The organism is Bacteroidota bacterium (assembly GCA_016715425.1).
Taxonomy (GTDB): Bacteria; Bacteroidota; Bacteroidia; order Chitinophagales; family BACL12; genus JADKAC01.
In genome coordinates this window covers 232,985-251,371 of sequence record JADKAC010000005.1, presented here as the reverse complement: position 1 = coordinate 251,371, position 18,387 = coordinate 232,985, and the positions used below count along the sequence as shown (strand labels likewise).

13 protein-coding genes are annotated in these 18,387 nt (G+C 34.0%); 6 read left to right on the top strand and 7 right to left on the bottom strand.

The features are described from left to right. Positions 1-49: 49 nt before the first annotated feature. The 5 genes from IPN31_06950 to gatB all read right to left on the bottom strand — a co-directional run bounded on the left by IPN31_06950 (position 50) and on the right by gatB (position 5,148). A complete protein-coding gene (locus IPN31_06950) occupies positions 50-310 on the bottom strand; it encodes a T9SS type A sorting domain-containing protein (protein ID MBK8681633.1) in 261 nt (86 codons plus the stop codon). A 225-nt stretch (positions 311-535) separates the two neighbouring features. After that, positions 536-937, bottom strand: coding sequence for a T9SS type A sorting domain-containing protein (locus IPN31_06945; protein ID MBK8681632.1), 402 nt, complete (start codon positions 935-937; stop codon positions 536-538). Positions 938-1,182: 245 nt separating this feature from the next. Next, positions 1,183-2,442, bottom strand: coding sequence for a M1 family metallopeptidase (locus IPN31_06940; GenBank protein ID MBK8681631.1), 1,260 nt, complete (start codon positions 2,440-2,442; stop codon positions 1,183-1,185). Between the two features lie 74 nt (positions 2,443-2,516). Continuing rightward, positions 2,517-3,656, bottom strand: a complete 1,140-nt coding sequence (locus IPN31_06935) for an AhpC/TSA family protein (GenBank protein ID MBK8681630.1) — start codon at positions 3,654-3,656, stop codon at positions 2,517-2,519. A 43-nt stretch (positions 3,657-3,699) separates the two neighbouring features. Further along, positions 3,700-5,148 (bottom strand): Asp-tRNA(Asn)/Glu-tRNA(Gln) amidotransferase subunit GatB, encoded by a 1,449-nt coding sequence (gene gatB / locus IPN31_06930; GenBank protein MBK8681629.1) that lies wholly within the window; start codon positions 5,146-5,148, stop codon positions 3,700-3,702. 226 nt (positions 5,149-5,374) lie between these two features. Between gatB and IPN31_06925 the strand changes: the two genes are divergently transcribed. Beyond that, positions 5,375-8,017 carry a T9SS type A sorting domain-containing protein gene (locus tag IPN31_06925; GenBank protein MBK8681628.1) on the top strand — a complete coding sequence of 881 codons (2,643 nt, stop codon included), beginning with the start codon at positions 5,375-5,377 and terminating at the stop codon, positions 8,015-8,017. A gap of 1 nt (position 8,018) precedes the next feature. Here the strand turns inward: IPN31_06925 and alaS are convergent, their stop codons facing one another. After that, the gene (alaS, locus tag IPN31_06920) at positions 8,019-10,670 is read right to left on the bottom strand and encodes an alanine--tRNA ligase (protein MBK8681627.1); all 2,652 of its coding nucleotides are present in this window, start codon (positions 10,668-10,670) and stop codon (positions 8,019-8,021) included. Positions 10,671-10,783: 113 nt separating this feature from the next. Between alaS and IPN31_06915 the strand changes: the two genes are divergently transcribed. Beyond that, entirely contained in the window at positions 10,784-11,755 is a 972-nt protein-coding gene (locus tag IPN31_06915; GenBank protein ID MBK8681626.1) for a M23 family metallopeptidase, read from the top strand. Positions 11,756-11,822: 67 nt separating this feature from the next. Continuing rightward, entirely contained in the window at positions 11,823-12,158 is a 336-nt protein-coding gene (locus IPN31_06910; GenBank protein MBK8681625.1) for a MerR family transcriptional regulator, read from the top strand. Between the two features lie 330 nt (positions 12,159-12,488). Here IPN31_06910 and IPN31_06905 read toward each other — a convergent pair whose 3' ends face one another. After that, on the bottom strand, positions 12,489-14,126 hold the full coding sequence (locus IPN31_06905) for a hypothetical protein (protein ID MBK8681624.1): 1,638 nt from the start codon (positions 14,124-14,126) through the stop codon (positions 12,489-12,491). Between the two features lie 116 nt (positions 14,127-14,242). On the opposite strand from IPN31_06905, the gene IPN31_06900 reads away from it, so the two are divergent. The 3 genes from IPN31_06900 to IPN31_06890 all read left to right on the top strand — a co-directional run bounded on the left by IPN31_06900 (position 14,243) and on the right by IPN31_06890 (position 18,384). After that, positions 14,243-15,646, top strand: a complete 1,404-nt coding sequence (locus tag IPN31_06900) for a hypothetical protein (protein ID MBK8681623.1) — start codon at positions 14,243-14,245, stop codon at positions 15,644-15,646. A 133-nt stretch (positions 15,647-15,779) separates the two neighbouring features. Continuing rightward, complete coding sequence (locus IPN31_06895; GenBank protein ID MBK8681622.1) at positions 15,780-17,174, top strand: DUF1800 domain-containing protein; 1,395 nt, start codon at positions 15,780-15,782, stop codon at positions 17,172-17,174. Position 17,175: 1 nt separating this feature from the next. After that, positions 17,176-18,384: a DUF1501 domain-containing protein gene (locus IPN31_06890; protein ID MBK8681621.1), complete on the top strand. Its 1,209-nt coding sequence runs from the start codon at positions 17,176-17,178 to the stop codon at positions 18,382-18,384. Positions 18,385-18,387 lie beyond the last annotated feature (3 nt).

Below are 18,387 nucleotides of genomic sequence, written 5' to 3'. Positions count from 1 at the left end.
AAGATTCACTAATTAAAATTTTTTGCTTTATACCTATAAAATAAATCCTCTATTCCCAAATCATTTTACCCTTCGCTACTTCTAATCCGGTTTGATTTATTATACTATAAAAATACATTCCGGCAGATAAATTATCTCGTTCTATCACATTATAACCACTTGCCGAAAAATCTTTTTGCTTTACTAAATCTCCTGTTAAAGAATATAAATTAATTGTATAAAAATCTTCTTCATCAGGTAATGCTATTTGAAAGTAAGCAATGTTCTCAGCAGATAAAGGCCAAACCTTTCTGATAAATTCTTTGTGCACTTTGCGAAAAACTTTGCGGCCTTTGCGGTAAAAAAGTGAATGGTGAGTAGTGAATGGTGAATAAAAAAATGAGTGATGAGTAATCAGTGATGATTATGATCCATAAGGTGTGGCGATTACACCAACCTTTGACTGAATACATTTCATTTGCACATTAAACAATCCGATAGCTATAGTGGGCACATTTAACACATCTGCTCATTGGCTAATTTGCTAATCGGCTAATTAATTCACCACAATTTCTTTACTCTTTTTCAATTGCCCTGTTGTTTCAAATACGGAAACAATATATACACCACTTGTTAATTGTGAAATATCAAAAGTATCAAACTGCTTTATGGTGCTGTTAAGTACTAATCTGCCATTGATATCATATATCTGCAAATTATATAATGCATCGCCACAAACAGAAACAGAAATTTCTTTTCCCGCTGGTACTGGATAAATTAGGATATCAAAATCTTCGCACTCTAATAAGTTGCCACGAATAATATTGCTATCAGAAATAATATGAATCTTCGGATCAAAAATTAGTGTGTTCACTGTGGTATTTAATTGCAGAGAAAATTCTTGTCCGCTAAAAGTATTTTGAACAACAATACTTGTATCATAATCACCATTACTCAATTGCAATTCAAGTGGTAATTCAAAAAAGTCAACACTGTTATCTGATTGCGTTTGATCAATTTCAATAGTAACTAAATTATTTGCATCCTGCTTCCAGGAAATAGTGTATGAAGGAAATCCTTCGCCATAAATCCAATCATCAAAATACCAATCTAAATCACCGCCATATACATTCTCAAAATGAGTTATTAATTGTCGAGTTGTAGCAAATCCATTTGAAATTTCCGGATCATAGAGATAATTATTTAATGCAGTAAAAATATAGCATCACCCACAACCCAACGCAACTGATGCAACACCAAAGCACCTTTTGAATAAGTTAATCTTCCGCTAAACACTCTCGAAACAATAGTTGTATCCTCACAGAAAACAGAACCATCGGGCGCACTTACTGCCCATACTTTTCTCCAGTATAAAAAATTCTGAAACTCATCGGGTTTCAAAAATTCCAAACATAGACCACTTAAGTAAGTAGCAAATCCTTCGTTGAGCCATACATCCTGCCAGCTTGCACAAGTAACGAAATCACCAAACCAATGATGCGCTAATTCATGTGCTAATAATTCATAATCCCATAACCCGACAAAGGTGATAGTTTGATGTTCCATTCCACCGGCGAAATTGCATTCTGCATGTCCGTATTTTTCATTTGCAAAAGGATATAATCCAAACAAATCAGAAAATAATTGCATCGGTCCGGCAAGAGCTGCTGTTCCAATTTGTGCATCTTCCAATGATTCCTGATACACAAAATTTTCAACTAAAATAGATACATCACCCACTGGAATTGTATCATTGTATTGCACATAATCAGTAACCGCCAAACAAATTAAATAGGTTGCAATCGGATGGCGATGCTTCCAATGCCAGATGGTAAAATCACCGGTTGTAATTGCGCTTTCTAATAACCCATTACTAATTCCAGTGTATGCATTTGGTGTAGAAATAAATACATCAATAGAATCTATTTTATCCGTTAGAGATTGTTTACATGGCCACCAATCCTGCGCACCATAAGGCTCCGATAATGTCCAAATAATCGGCGACTCATTATGTGTGTCTTGCACAAAACTTCCAAAGCCTGTACCCGCCGGAGTACCATGATAATACACAAGGATAGTATCAGTTTGTTCTGCGTTTAATTCAGTGGGGATTTGAAGAATATCACTGCTGTGATCAAACAAAATAATCTTTGTATTATTTACAAAAACACTATCCGCAATCAGCAATGCGCTCATATTAAATTCAATACTGCTCAAATCATTTTCAGGAATAATATAGGAAGTAATTTTTCCGGAAATAAAATTTACGTTGGGATCCACCTGCCATTCCATCATTTGATAAATCACATTATACGCATCTATAGATTCCCGTATTCCACCTTCTTTTTCTAATATAAATTGTTGTGGTTGATTTTGAATTTCAGGAAATAAAAATTTAGTATTCCCCAAACCCATAGAATGTTGGAAAAATAATAATACGAAGAGTGAAAATAGTTGTAGCATAAAAAAATATTAAACGACTAACTATATGTAATTGTATTCTGTAAATTTTTATCTGCTAAAAAATAAAAACACAATTAATTTTTATCCAGATAATCTTGTACAGCTTTTTCAAGAGCAGCACCTCGCAGATTTTCAGCGACGATTACACCATTTTTATCAATGAGATAAGAAGCCGGAATACCCGAAACATTATAAGCCGTTGCAGCAGAGGATTTCCATTCTTTTAATTCACTTACATGATATGGCCATTCCAGTTTATCACTTTTAATTGCACGCATCCATGCATCACGATTACCATCTAATGAAACACTATAAATAGTAAATCCTTTATCTCTAAACTTATTATAAACGTTTACCACATTTGGATTTTCTTTTCTGCACGGGCCGCACCAACTTGCCCAAAAATCTAATAACACTAATTTACCTTGCAGATCACTGAGTTTAAATTCCTTTCCATCCGGATTACGCAGTGCAATTTCGGGAGCTTGTTTTCCAATAAAAGAATTTGCCGTTTCCGTTTTCATAAACGATTCGTATCTCGCAATTTTTGTTTGTAATTCTTTTGCATACATTGTAGAAGTATCCGTTAAAAATATTTTATCAGCTACCAATTTTATTAAATCATACTGTGTGGTAAATTGTAAACTTTCAATAGCAATAATTTTATTTGCAACAGATTTTGCAGTATCTGCATATTGCAATATGAAGTCAATATATTTTTTATTCTCGGCTGAATAATCCGCTTCCGCAATTGCGGCTAATGAATCATTTCCATTACCACGAATAGTCTGCACCTGATCACGTTTGCTTAGGATAGAATTTTTATAATTGCGACTTGTATTTATGAATTCATAAAAGGATGCATTACTTGCAGAGCCTTTTACATCAGGATTTTCTCTAGTGGTTGGATCTGCATGTATTTCAATATTATCGTTATTCACCGAAAGTATAATCTGGTAGTTGGGATCTTGCAATGATCTGATGCGTAAAATTGCCGGACCACTTTGAATATTTGAAATTGCAAATTCTCCATCGGCATCTGTTTTCACAGTATCAATTATAGTTGCTTTGGGTGCCGAATTAATATTTGGAAAAGATAGCATTTCTACCTGAATCATTTCATTGGCAGCACCATTCATTGTTCCAAGAATTACATATTCCTTTCCTTGTTTCGGTTTACATGCTACCATAATAGTTGCAACAACTAATAGCATGTAAAATATTTTACAATTGCTTGTCATATAAAATTTCTAATTGTTATTTATTCAATTCTTCTTCTAATAATCTCGCAGTAATTTTCGGATCTGCTTTTCCTTTGCTCAACTTCATTACTTCACCCATAAACAAGCCGAGAATTCCTTTTTTTCCATTGCGGTATTCCAACACTTTATCGGGGAATTTTGAAAGTGCTTGTTGTATCATTTCCTTAATTGCACTATCATCACTTTCCATCAACAGGTTTTGTTGCTTTGCAAGTTCCGCTACCGATGTGTCTGGAGCATTTAACATTGCAGGAAATAATTGTTGTGAAGCAATGGTGAAATTTATTTTACCGGTATCTATTAAAGCAATAATATCAGCAATTTGTTTTGGCGCTAAAGGAAATTCTATAATACCTTTTGCACTGCTGTTCATCCATTCTTTTATAGGACCCATCATCCAGTTAGCAGCACTTTTATAATGAGCAGTATGCTGAATCAGTTCCTCAAAATACAATGCAATTTCTTTTTCGGAAGTAAGAATTTCCGCATCATAAATAGTTAATCCCAATTGGTCAATATAGCGATGCATTAAATCCCGAGGCAATGCAGGCATGTTTTCTTTAACGTTATCCAGCATTGCATCTGAAATAATAATTGGTGGCAAATCCGGTTCAGGAAAATACCGATAATCATGTGCTCCCTCTTTACTGCGCATACTAAAAGTTGTTCCCTTGCCCGCATCAAAACTCCTTGTTTCCTGCACTATAATTTCACCATTTTCTATAGCCTCAATCTGTCTTTTTATTTCATACGCAATTGCAAGTTTTACATTGCGGATGCTATTCATATTTTTCACTTCCACTTTTACACCAAATGGCTCTGTTCCTTTTTTGCGCACACTCACATTTGCATCGCAACGCAAACTACCTTCTTCCATATTGCCATCGCAAATTCCAAGATAACGCACCAACTGACGAACTTCAGTGAGATATGCATAGGCTTCTTCATCGCTGCGCAAATCCGGTTCGCTTACAATTTCTATCAATGGAGTTCCTGCACGATTTAAATCTACAAGCGTATAAAACGGATCTAATTCATGAATACTTTTTCCGGCATCTTCTTCCAGATGAATACGATGAATGCGGATTTTTTTTTCGTTTCCGTAACCGCCAATCATTACATAACCATTCGTACATATCGGTGTTTTATCTTGCGTAATCTGATAGCCTTTTGGTAAATCCGCATAGAAATAATTTTTGCGGGCAAATTGATTTAATCGGGTGATTTCACAATGTGTTGCCAAACCAATCAACATTGCAAAGTCTACACTTTTTTTATTCATCACCGGCAATGTTCCCGGATGACCAAGCGTAACCACACTCACATGCGTATTTGGCGAGCCGCCATATTCTGCAATATCAGTAGAATATGCTTTTGTATTTGTGAGAAGTTGCGCATGCACTTCCAATCCTATTACAGGCTCATAATTGTCGTAAATATTCATAACCTTATTCGTGGAAGCTCAAAGATACGAAACGAATAATCGCTTAAAATGAGGTCGCAGAATTAATAAAACAATGGCTAACTATAAGTTTTAAACTTGTTTTGGATTGATAACTAAAATTTTAAAAAAGTATTGAACGTATTTAAAATTTTAATTGTAAAAACATTCTGACAAATCCCTTTATTCATTACTCTGCTTTATTAAACTCAGTAACTTTATAAATAAGTTGTATATTAATATTCAAGTGCGCAGAAACAACAACAATATTATTTATTTTATAAAAAATAGTATTTCTATTTTCAGAAATGCAGTATTGTGTTTTTGTTTATTGATAAGTATGCAGGTGGATGCGCAATGGTTTTCAACAGCACAAACTTTAAACGGTGTATTGGATGAAGCAGGCTACAAAAGCAATGAGGGAAAATCTAATATTTATATAGGATGGGATGATACATATTTATATTTAGGTTATAAAAATTTAATTTCTAGTGGTGTTGTAATGTATTTTGATTTGGATCCTTATTTACCAGTGAGTGGAGGTAGTGATGCAAACGGAAACTTAGGTGGTATTCCTTTTAATTTACATACAATGGAGCCTCCTTTTCGATGGGATATGTGTGTGTTTTGGCAAAAAACAGGTACAGGGTCAGGCGGCAGTAAAATAATATATTATGAACGCAATGGTACCGGTTCCTATACAACACAAAATGAAATTGCCGGAAAACTAGAAGATTATTTTAACAACATAGATGTAGGAAAAAATTTTGTTGAAGCGAGAATTAAGTGGTCAGAAATAAATGGCTCCGGCGGTGGACGTCCTAATTCTTTTAATTGGTTTGCTTATGCTTATAATGACAGTATTAATAATCCTTCACCATTAACAGGATTGTATGATTATATATTTCAAACTGTCCCTAATGATACTACAGGTATAACCAATCCCAGAGGCCATGTAAATAGTACTTATGGAAATAAAAAATTTTCATTTTATCAAACCGTTCCCAATACAAGTTCTACCGGGACTTCTGATCCATTCTCTTTTGCATTGCGCAGTTTTGAAACTCATGGCTCTTATAATTATACAATTGCACAACTTGGAATTGTATATGATATGACAGTGTTCGGGGAAATTGGAGGTCCAAATTATTTAGATATAGAGCGTAATGTTTCTGTTACACATAATCTTGTTATTGATGGTTCTGTTGCTAGAATAAAATCAAATGTTAGTAATTATACAATCACAATGAATGGGAGCAATGGACTTGCTCATATCGGAAATGGCGGTACTATGTATGGCGAATACGGCGGGAATTTTTTAAATCTCACGTTCAGTGGAAATACAACGTTGCAACAGACAGGCACAAATACTTTTGATGCAAAAAAAGTTACTGTCAGCTCGGGTGCTACATTAAATGCAAATACAAGTTGTATAAGTTATACTTCTATGTTAGAAACAGGTGTTGTAAGTTTAAATGGTACTGTTATCACAACAAATCTTTTGGGTTTTAGTGGAAATATAAATTCAACTTTTAGAAATGGATTTACTGACTGGACAATACATACAAATTCACTTGTTCAATATGCAGATTCATCAGGAGGTACACAAATAGTTACTCCCCGACTTGATTATGGAAAAGTAGAAATTCTTGGTGGTGGAATAAAATCTTTTGCTAGTGAAACAGGAAATTTAAGTATAAACAGCACACTTACTTTTACAGATGGTATCATTAATACAGGAACGAATAAATTAATTTTAAATAATGCTGCGACAACTTCTATTGTGGGTTATGATGCAACAAAATATATAAATGGAACACTCACCAGAAAAGTAAGCCCATCCGGAAATTATGTTTTTCCTATTGGAAATATTTCCTATTATGAGCCTGCTGTAATTAATTTGAATTCTTCTTCCGGATTGGATAGTTTAACTACAAATTTTAATACCCCCGTTCCAACTCCTCCTGTTGATCTTTCTTCATTTGGGTCTGCATGCGATACAGAAGAAACGGATGTGAATTTCTTTTTAGATTATGGTTACTGGAGTATAATACCTTCTGGAAGTACTGCTTCATTAAACTATGATATCACTTTAACTTCAACAGGACATTCCAACGCTGCACCATTAATTGAAAATCACGGCATATTTAAAAATGAATCTTTAGATGCTTCTACATGGAGTGAAGCAGGTGCTGTTTATGATGCAGATTGTATAACTGATATTGTAGTGGGTGGTGCTTCAAATCCGGTTACGGTTACTAATATCGGTGTAACTTCTTTCAGCAATTTTGTAATTGGATTAGATACATTTTATATTCTTCCAATCGAACTTGCAGAATTCACAGGATGGAATAATGGTATAGCAAATGAACTGCATTGGAAAACATATAGTGAAGTAAATGCAGATAAGTTTGAAGTTGAAAAATCTATAGATGGAATTTCATTTAATTCCATTGGTGAAGTAAGCGCTCAGGGTTACAGCAGCACTATGCATCAATATGTATTTTATGATTATAATCCATTGGCCGGGGTTCAATATTATCGGTTGCGCATGGTTGACTTTGACGGCACTTTTAAATTCAGCAATATAATTTCAATTGATGCTGATGGCAGTGGAGTACATGCTATAATGATATTTCCAAATCCGGTGCAGAATAATTTACATCTTGAAATAATTTCTTCGGCTGACACCAAAGTTGTATTGAGAATTTATGATGTACTCAGTAAACTTGTTTATGAAAATATTCAAACCATTCAACCGGGTAAAAACAGCATGGATATTAATACCACTTCATTTTCGAAAGGCACTTACCAGATTGGGATAACTGATTTAATTTCGGGTGAAATTATTACAAACGGTTTTGTGAAATAGATCAAAGATTTTCTACCAATGTTTTTGCAAGTGAAAATATTTTATCTAATCCGTTTGGATTTTTTCCGCCAGCTGTTGCAAAATAATTCTGACCACCACCGCCGCCTTGAATTTCTTTTCCCCATTCACGAACGAGTGTTGCAGCATTCACATTTTTGGCAACAACTAAATTTTCGCTAATCATAATTGTGAGATGTGCTTTGCCATCAAACTCGGCACCAATTACTGCAAATAAATTATCAGTTTCATTGCGCAAATCATACACGAGTTTTTTTATTAAATCAGCATTGTCCAATTCCACTTTTGTGGCAATAAATTGAATCCCATTTTTAGTTGATAAGGATTTTTTCAACTCATCTTTTATTCCATTTACTGATTGCAATCTAAACTTCTCTATTGTTTTTTGAAGTGCTGCATTTTCATCCATCATAGATTGCATTGCTTTCACCGCATCATGACTTTTAGTAAGCTCTGTCAGTTTTTTTAGTGTATCAAAATTTTGTTGAATTAATTGTGTTGCCGCTTCACCTGTAATCGCTTCTATCCTTCTGATACCGGCAGCTACGGCTGATTCAGAAATTATTTTACAGTAACCAATTACTCCTGTTGATGGTACATGAATTCCTCCACATAATTCACGACTAAAATTTTCATCGTAAGTAATTACCCGCACTTGTTCGCCGTATTTTTCTCCGAACAACATCATGGCCCCCAATTTTTTTGCTTCTTCAATCGGCACATTACGGCGTTCATCTAAACGAATATCTTCTCTTACTTTTTTATTGATAATATTTTCTATCTCCAGTAATTCTTCCTCCGTTACTCTTGTGAAATGCGAGAAATCAAAACGCAAACGATCCGGCCCTACATAACTTCCTTTTTGTTGCACATGTGTTCCCAATACTTGTCGCATAGCAGCATGTAATAAATGTGTTGCACTGTGATTATTTGCTGTTGCATTTCTTCTATCTACATCAATAGTTGCATGCACAATTCCATCTGTATGTTCTGGTAATTTGTCGGTGATATGAATTATTAAATCATTTTCTTTTTTAGTGTCGAGTACTTTTATTTTCTTATCATTTATTTGCAGAATACCTGTATCACCAATCTGTCCCCCACTCTCTGCATAAAAAGGAGTTTTATCTAAAACAATTTGAAATTGAGCTGCATTTTTTTGTTTCACCTTACGCATTTTCACAATATGTGCTTCTGCTTCTGTAGCATCATATCCCACAAAATCAATTTGCTTTGTATTATTCAAAACAGTCCAATCATCAGCTTCAGAAACAGATGCATTGCGAGAGCGATTTTTCTGTTCCTGCATCGCAATTTCAAAACCTGCAGTGTCCACTTCAAAACCAAATTCTTTTGCAATTAAAACAGTAAGGTCAAGCGGAAAACCATAAGTATCATATAATTCAAAAGCAACATTTCCGGGAATTTGCCGCTGTAAATTTTTAAGCATTTGCGCAGATGCATCTTGCAATTTCTGCATACCTGTTTCTAAAGTTCTCAAGAAAGAAGTTTCCTCTTCCATAATAACTTTACTCACTAAATCTTCCTGTGCTTTTAATTCGGGAAACACATTTGCAAATTCATCCGCAAGCACCGGTACAAGCAAATGAAAAAATGGTTTTTTCAAATTCAGAAATGAATAACCATATCTGATTGCACGACGTAAAATTCTGCGTATCACATAACCCGCTCCGGTGTTGGAAGGTAATTGTCCATCGGCAATACAAAAACTTACCGCACGAATATGATCAGCAATTACTCGAAAAGCAATATCTGTTTTTTCATTGTTTCCATATTCCAAACCACATAACATTTCTGTTTTGCGAATCAGTGGTAAAAAAATATCTGTATCGTAATTAGAAGATTTATTTTGCAAGGTGCGCACTAATCGTTCGAAGCCCATTCCGGTATCTACATGTTTTGCAGGCAACTCTTCTAATGTACCATCTGCTTTGCGATTAAATTGTATGAATACTAAATTCCATACTTCAATCACTTGCGGATCACCTGCATTCACTAATAGTTTTCCATCGGTTTTTTTTCTTTCATCATCTGTACGCAAATCCACATGAATTTCTGAACACGGACCACAAGGCCCCGTATCACCCATCTCCCAGAAATTATCTTTTTTATTGCCATTAATAATTCTGTCTGCATCAATACAAGTTTTCCAAACATCAAAAGCTTCCTGATCAAATTCTAATCCTTCTGATTTATCACCTTCGAAAACAGTTACATAAATTCTATCTTCAGGAATATTAAATTCTTTAGTAAGCAATTCCCAACTCCAGTTTATACTTTCTTTTTTAAAATACCCGCCTTCCGGACGGGCAGGATCCCCAAAACTCCAGTTGCCCAACATCTCGAACATAGTATGATGATATGTATCTACGCCTACTTCTTCCAGATCATTATGCTTACCGGAAACACGCAAACATTTTTGTGTATCTGCAATTCGATTGTATTGAATTTTTTTATTGCCAAGAAATAAATCTTTAAATTGATTCATACCGGCATTGGTAAACATAAGTGTAGGATCATCCTTCACAACGATGGGAGCAGAAGCAACAATTTTATGTTGTTTTGCTTCAAAAAAATCTAAAAATTTCTTGCGTATTTCTTGCGACGTTAACATAAGTAATTCAATGCTGCGTTTGTACTCTTTAATTGGTTTTGTAATTTCGTTTCTGTTGACTGCAAACCTGCATCCCTAAAGGATTTGCAAATTTACGGAAATTAAGCCGTGTGATGAAAAAGATAAAGTACTTCTATAACCCAGCAACTCTGCGCTTTGAAAAGTTAGAAATTTCTAACTGGAGCATTGTGCTGCGTGTGTTTGGCTGGATTTGTACGGCACTTGTTTTTGCAGGTGCAATTGTTTTCCTTGCATATACTTATATGGATTCTCCAAAGGAACGTTATCTAAAAAATCAGTTGGATGGAATGGAATTGGAATTTTCATTATTAGATAACCGATTAGATACAATGGCAATTATTCTGGATGAAATTGAACATCGTGATGATAATATTTATCGCACCATTTTCGAAGCAGATCCGATTTCAAGAAATGATCGTCTTGCAGGAATTGGTGGCAGCGAAAGATTTAAAAGAATGGATCGATTAGATAATTCTGCATTATTAAAAAACACAGCATCAAAACTGGAATTGATGCGCAGAAAAATGGTAGTGCAATCAAAATCCTTTGATGAAATCAGCAAACTTGTTCAATTAAAAGAAGAAATTTTAATGGCCACTCCTGCCATTCAACCCGTTTCAAATAAAGACCTCGACAGAATATCTTCGGGTTTTGGTTATCGCATTCATCCAATTTATAAAGTATTGCGATTGCATGAAGGAATAGATTTTACAGCACCACGAGGAACAGAAATTTATGCTACCGCAAATGGTGTAGTGGAATTTGCAAGTCCATCTGCTTCGGGTTATGGAAATGAACTTGTGATCAATCATGGCTTCGGCTATAAAAGTCGTTATGCGCATCTCAATGGTTTTAATGTGCGCAAAGGACAATCTGTGAAGCGAGGTGAATTAATTGGATATATCGGTAACACAGGTTTATCTACTGCACCACATTTACATTATGAAATTGAAAAGGATGGTATAAAATTAGATCCAATCAATTTCTTTTATAATGATCTTACACCTGAAGAATATTTGAAGCTGATTCAAATTGCAAATCAACCTAATCAATCTTATGACTGATAAAATTTTTAATTTAGACTATCTTTATCCAAACAATAATTAGTATTACATTTATAAGAATAATACAATGCCTTACAAGGAGAAACAAATAGAAAAAATTTACTGGTCCATCAGTGAGGTTGCTGAAATGCTAAACGTTTCTTTATCACTGTTGCGCTTTTGGGAAAATGAATTTGATAATATCCAACCTCGTAAAAATCGTAAAGGCGACAGATATTATACTAAGAAGGATATTGAGAATCTGAAAATGATTTATCATCTTGTAAAAGAAAAAGGCTATACCTTGAAAGGTGCAAAGCAAAGATTAAGTCAAAAGGGTGATGATGCAGAAGCACAACATCAAACTATAGAAACTCTAAAAAAATTACGGGTATTCTTAACTGAAATTAAAGAGCAGCTTTAATATTTCAGAACCCCATTTTCTGAATTCTACTCAGAGAAACCCACATAAAAAATAAATAGATTTTGCGGATGCATTTGCTTATATGTATGAAGTAATATTTTTTTAATAAGCAATGATTTTTTTTCATTGTCAACTGTCAATTGTTTTGACCCATCTCTTATCTTCCCTTAAAAGGGAAGACGGTAAAGTAGTGGTTCAATCAAATGCAATGTTCTTATTATGATGAGAAACTTCTCATAATATCAGATTTAATAATATATTCAATGAGTTTTTTTTCATTGTCAACTGTCAATTGTCCATTGTCAATTATTTTGACCTCATCATGTAGTTTCAGAACCACATTTTGTCAGGCACTGCATTTAATCGCAATCCAATACTGAAAAAAGTTTCTTTCGTATCATACGGATTCCATTCGCTTTCCACTTTTCTATAGATATACCGGAAATCAATAAACGCATTATGCCAAAACATCCACGACACCATCAAGTCATTCATAAATAATTGTGTACTTGCCCCCTGCCCTGTTGTGTTGCCATATTCCATTTCGTAAGTGGTATAATTTTTAAAAATATTTCCACCCCAATTTGTACCCATTGTATCCGCACCAAAAATATTTATAATCATGTTGTTGTTAATCATAATTTTCGGTAACGGCTGATACCATGCAGATATAATATGTTCATTGAAATTTGCGCCGACAGGATGCGCAATTGCCTGACCATAATTAGTAAAACTGGAAACATTATTATCGTAATAGGAATACATATACGGACGGATGGTATTGAATTCATATTGCAAATCAAAATTGGCAATCTTAAATGCATTGATATATTTTAATCCTGCTTGTACTGCATATTTATTCGCCCACCAACCTGTATTCTCTACAAGTTCAAAAAATTTCATTTCATCCATAACTACTTGACCATATAATGAAGCAGTGCCTTTTATATTCCATTTATAATTTAAACCAATCATAATATTATCCGGACTACCTAATCCGTATTCAATTGCACGATAAAAAATAATCGGATTAAAATATTGCCATTCAAAACCCTGAGTATAACCCGCAGAATCTTGTCTACCAAAAACAATAGTTTCAAATAATCCGACATTCACATCCTCTGTAATATTCACACTGAGGTGATGCATAGTTGCATATTTTTTACGGAATAAACCATTGGGCAAACGAGGATTATTGTAATCAATTAACTCCATAAAATTATTCTGATAATTGATCTTCCACACATTTGTATTTAAGCGCAAAAACAATACACTATTGGAATTATCACTCCACACAAAAGAGCGCACACCATCACCAATAAATAATTTATCCTGGCCAAATAATACAGAAATATGTTTTGTTGCATTAATACCGATATACCCTTTAGAAACAGAAAAATCATAACCCGTTTCTTTAAATGTTTTAGATATTCCAGCTCCGGGATAAGGTCCTTGCGATTGCTGTTTTGATTTTACATACCCCGGTGGTTTCATTTGATTATCCGTTGCCAATAAATAAAATCCCACTTTATTATCAACCCCACCACGCAACTCAATACCTCTTGTATTTTGATATTTCATTTCAGTGGTATCTGAGGAAAGACCCGTACTCATATTCAAGACAGGATTAATTTTTACATAAAAATCTTCACCACTATAATTCCACAAAGAAGCATCTTCTCTGTAGAAAAAATTCCACAATGCTTTTTCATTTACTTCCACTGCTTCTGTATATTCACTATTATCTTCTTTTAAATATTGCATATTAAATGCATCTCGTTTATTAAACGCAATGAAATCATTTTCACGGTCAGCAAGTTCTGCCAACCTCAATCGCATAATAGGTTTAGTTGCAGTATGAAATATTAAATTCGCACCTGTATCAAGTATATCATAGCGTTCAACCAAATGATAACTGTATCCATTTAATGGCGCATAAGTAACTTGTGCAGAACAAATTTTATTCAAGCAAAAAAAACAAATGCATAAAGTGGAGTAAAATAAAATTTTCATTAGTTAAGTTTAGATTTACAGCGGCATGCAGTTTGCAATCCTTGCACGCAGAATTACCAAAATATTTTAATATGAAAAAATTACTGTTAGTATTCATCATGTGGACACAAGTCACTTTTGGACAAAACCTTGGATTTAATGGTCAAGGATTTTTTGAAAATGTAGATGCAGAATCTTATCAATGGCTTAAAGACTGGGATCAACCTTTTACAATTCGTGTTCCCGGTGGTGCTGTTTCAAAATTTCATGACCCTTATAATGTGAAAAAAGGATGGGGAATGACGGATGATAATATTAAAAAATGGTTTAACACTGTTGGCTTTGATGAAGACGGCTCCGGTCTGGATAAATGGTTAGAAAAAGCAGCCGCACAACCTGACCATTCTTATATGGATGATTTAGTTGCTATGCAAAAACAATTTCCGGATATGCAGGTATTGTATGTGCTTAATGTATTAAATAGTACTACAGAAGCAAATCTTCAGGCAATCAGATACTTGGTTTCGAATGGTGTTAATGTTGTTGGTGTGGAAGCAGGTAATGAAGTATATGGAAAGTATGCAAGCTTTAGTGAATATATCAAAGATTTTGAACCCACTTTCACACAAATAAAAAAAGAATTTCCAAATATTAAAAAAGGATTAGTAGCTGGTGCAAATCTTAAACGCAAAGAATTTGAGAAATGGAATAACGATCTCGCAAATTATAAAGGTGATTATGATGCAGTGATATTACATTACTATTATACTTCAAGAGAATTGGCTGAAGCCTATGATATGATTCCTGATAAATTAGAATATGATCCAAGTACATATTATGCAAATCTTGATCAGGCTTTTCAATTAGCATTTAAAGAAATGATGGACAAGAAATTAATTGAAAATGGTTTGAACTATGCCGATAAAACTTTTCATGGAAAAAAAATATGGATTACAGAATGGAATTCAAAACCATCTGAAAAACTAAACAATACAATTGCCAACGGTGCTTGGCAATTTAATCAAATGGTATCGCTGCGCAATCGTGTTGAATATTTTTTGGTGCATAATGGTGTGAGTCCTGATAAATATGGAATGATAAGCCGAACCAATTCAAAATTTGATACAGATAAAACAAAAAATATACGTCGTGTCGGCTATTATGCTTTCCAATTAGCATCAGAAGTTGGGGATGGAATTTATATGGATGAGAAGTGCAAACATAAGTTAGTACAAGAAGCAGCCGGTGAAAGTATCTGTTATTATTTTAACAATGTAGGCGAATCTTATAAGCCGGATATTACAACTACCGGAGTAAATTTTAAATCTGCTACACTACATTGTGTGCAAGGAAAATATGCTTATAGTTCTGCGGGCTATACAGGATTTATGAAAGCAGGATCAAAAGCATCACATGAAATTTCCAGTATTGCGGTAGGAGAATTTAATGGTACTATTCCAAAAAATTCATTCGGCTATATCGAATATCAATTTTGAAATATTGTTTAAGATTGTTGTGATAGATTGCGGATAAAAAATTTGCACAAACGACATTCTTTTAAAAAACGTATGCAAATTATATTACAATAATTGCGATGGTAATTGCCTTTAATACTAAAATTAAAGGCAATTGTCATTTACCCAAAAACATCTGCAACATCTTCATCTAAGAGCCGGTTTTGGATTAATACCATCTGAATTAAAAAACAAACTGCAACAAGACAGAGAAACATCGGTTGAGAAAATTTTTAAAGCATCTAAATCAATTCAACCATTAGAATTTTTAGAAGATCCTACAAAAGGAAAAGAAGTTGGCGATCTGCGTATTCTTTTTATGCTATTAAAATCGGAAGGAAAAACGCAGGATTTAAATTGTGCGTGGATAGAAAAAATGACAGTTACTTCAGCGCAATTGCGTGAGAAAATGACTTTGTTTTGGCATAATCACTTTGCCACCTCGGCACCATTCGCTTGGCTGATGCAAGTCCAAAATAATACTTTGCGCAAAAACGCACTCGGCTCTTTCAGAGAATTATTATTTGCAGTGGCACATGATCCGGCAATGATTATTTATTTGAATAATCAGCAGAATAAAAAAGATGCCCCCAACGAAAATTTTGCAAGAGAGGTGATGGAATTATTCACTTTAGGTGAAGGGAATATTTATACAGAACATGATATTAAAGAAGCTGCACGTGCATTTACAGGATGGACCGTAAATAAACGAGGAGTGTTTGAATTTGAGGAAGAAGAACATGATTCAGGTGAAAAAATATTTTTAGGTCGTACAGGAAATTTTACCGGTGATGATATTCTCAATATTATATTGGAAGAAAAACAAACTGCGTATTTTATCACAACTAAAATTTATAAACACTTTGTAAATGCAAAAGTTAATACAGCACATATAGAAATTCTTGCAGAGGAATTCTATGCTTCAGATTATGATATAACTGCATTAATGCAATCCATATTTTTATCAGATTGGTTTTATGATGATGAAAATATAGGCTGCATAATTATTTCGCCGGTGGAATTAATTATCCGTTATAAAAAGCTTACAGCACTCACTTTTAAAAATGAAAAAGAAATGTTGAAGTTGCAAAGAGTATTGGGTCAGGTATTATTTTTTCCTCCTAATGTTGCGGGATGGCCGGGCAATACACATTGGATAGACTCTACAACTTTACCATTGCGCTTACAGATGCCGTATTATATTTTAATGCAAGGCGGATTTAATCTGCAACCTAAACCGGAATTTGAAGATGTGCCGGAAACAAATGTAATCGCAGTAAAAAAAGCAAAAGTTACGAGTAACTGGAAATCATTTGCCGAAACATATTCTTCAAAAAACAAAACGGAGATTACTGAACATTTAATTGATGTATTGGTGCAAAGTGAATCAAAGCGAATTAACAGAACCGAATTAGAAAGATTTGCAGAAGCCACTTCAGCCGACAAAGAAGAATACATTATTAAATCGGCATCTTATATAATGAGTTTACCAGAATTTCAATTGATTTAATATGAACACACAATTCAATCGCAGAGATTTTATTAAACTATCGGGATTTGCATCTGCTTCTTTATTCGTTCCTAATTTTTTGATGGCATCTGCTGTACCTGAATCTCTCAGCAAGCAAAAAAAATTGGTAGTGATTCAAATGAGTGGCGGCAATGATGGATTAAATTGTATTATTCCTTTCCGCAATGATTTGTATTATAAACTACGACCAACATTAGGATATCGCAGCAATGAATTGATTGCGTTAAGTGATGATGTGGGTTTGAATTTACAGCTCTCAGGCATTGCAGATTTATTTTTTAATGGCAATGTTGTAATGATAAATAATGTAGGTTATCCCAATCCAAACCGTTCTCATTTTCGAAGCATGGATATTTGGCAAAGCGGCAGTGATGCAAATACATTTCTGAATACAGGTTGGCTTGGACGTACTTTAGATGCACAATGTACAAATACAGTTATGCCAAAACCACATACTGCAATTGAAATAGATGACAGTTTAAGTCTTGCATTAAAAGGTGAAAAAGTAAGTGGATTTGCAACTAATAATATGGAGCTTTTGAAAAGCACCACCGAAAATAAAATGATACAACATATAGCAGAAACAGGAGCTGATGAACACGGTGAAAATCAGGTAGCATATTTATATAAACAATTAGCATCTACATATTCAAGCGCAAATTATATTTATGCACAAAGTAAAATCTATCAAAATCCAACAGTATATCCCGACACACAATTAGGTAAACAATTAAAAACAATTGCGGAATTAATTCTCGCCGAAACGGACACCAATATTTATTATGTTTCTATGAGTGGTTTTGATACACATGCAATGCAACGTGGTCAACAAGAACGACAATTGAAACAATACAATGATGCAGTAAAAATATTTTGTGATGACTTGAAAGCACATCATGTATTTGATGATACTCTTATTATGACCTTTTCTGAATTTGGTCGCAGAGTAGAAGAAAATGGATCGAAGGGAACAGATCATGGAACTGCAAATAATATCTATTTAATTGGCGGCGGATTAAAGCAAGGTGGAATGATGAATGATTTGCCGGATTTAAATGCATTAGTTGATGGCGATATTCTATACACTATGGATTTCAGAAATATATATTCTACAATTTTAGAAAGCTGGTTACATGTGGATTCAAAAACAATTTTAGGAAAAAGTTTTACTAATCTAGGCTTTATCTAATGC

What these genes read in the sequence shown, in the direction of transcription:
- IPN31_06940 (MBK8681631.1), bottom strand. Translation starts at nt 2,442, where the DNA reads ATGCTACAACTATTTTCACTCTTCGTATTATTATTTTTCCAACATTCT.
- IPN31_06935 (MBK8681630.1), bottom strand. Translation starts at nt 3,656, where the DNA reads ATGCTATTAGTTGTTGCAACTATTATGGTAGCATGTAAACCGAAACAA.
- gatB (MBK8681629.1), bottom strand. Translation starts at nt 5,148, where the DNA reads ATGAATATTTACGACAATTATGAGCCTGTAATAGGATTGGAAGTGCAT.
- alaS (MBK8681627.1), bottom strand. Translation starts at nt 10,670, where the DNA reads ATGTTAACGTCGCAAGAAATACGCAAGAAATTTTTAGATTTTTTTGAA.
- IPN31_06915 (MBK8681626.1), top strand. Translation starts at nt 10,784, where the DNA reads ATGAAAAAGATAAAGTACTTCTATAACCCAGCAACTCTGCGCTTTGAA.
- IPN31_06910 (MBK8681625.1), top strand. Translation starts at nt 11,823, where the DNA reads ATGCCTTACAAGGAGAAACAAATAGAAAAAATTTACTGGTCCATCAGT.
- IPN31_06900 (MBK8681623.1), top strand. Translation starts at nt 14,243, where the DNA reads ATGAAAAAATTACTGTTAGTATTCATCATGTGGACACAAGTCACTTTT.
- IPN31_06890 (MBK8681621.1), top strand. Translation starts at nt 17,176, where the DNA reads ATGAACACACAATTCAATCGCAGAGATTTTATTAAACTATCGGGATTT.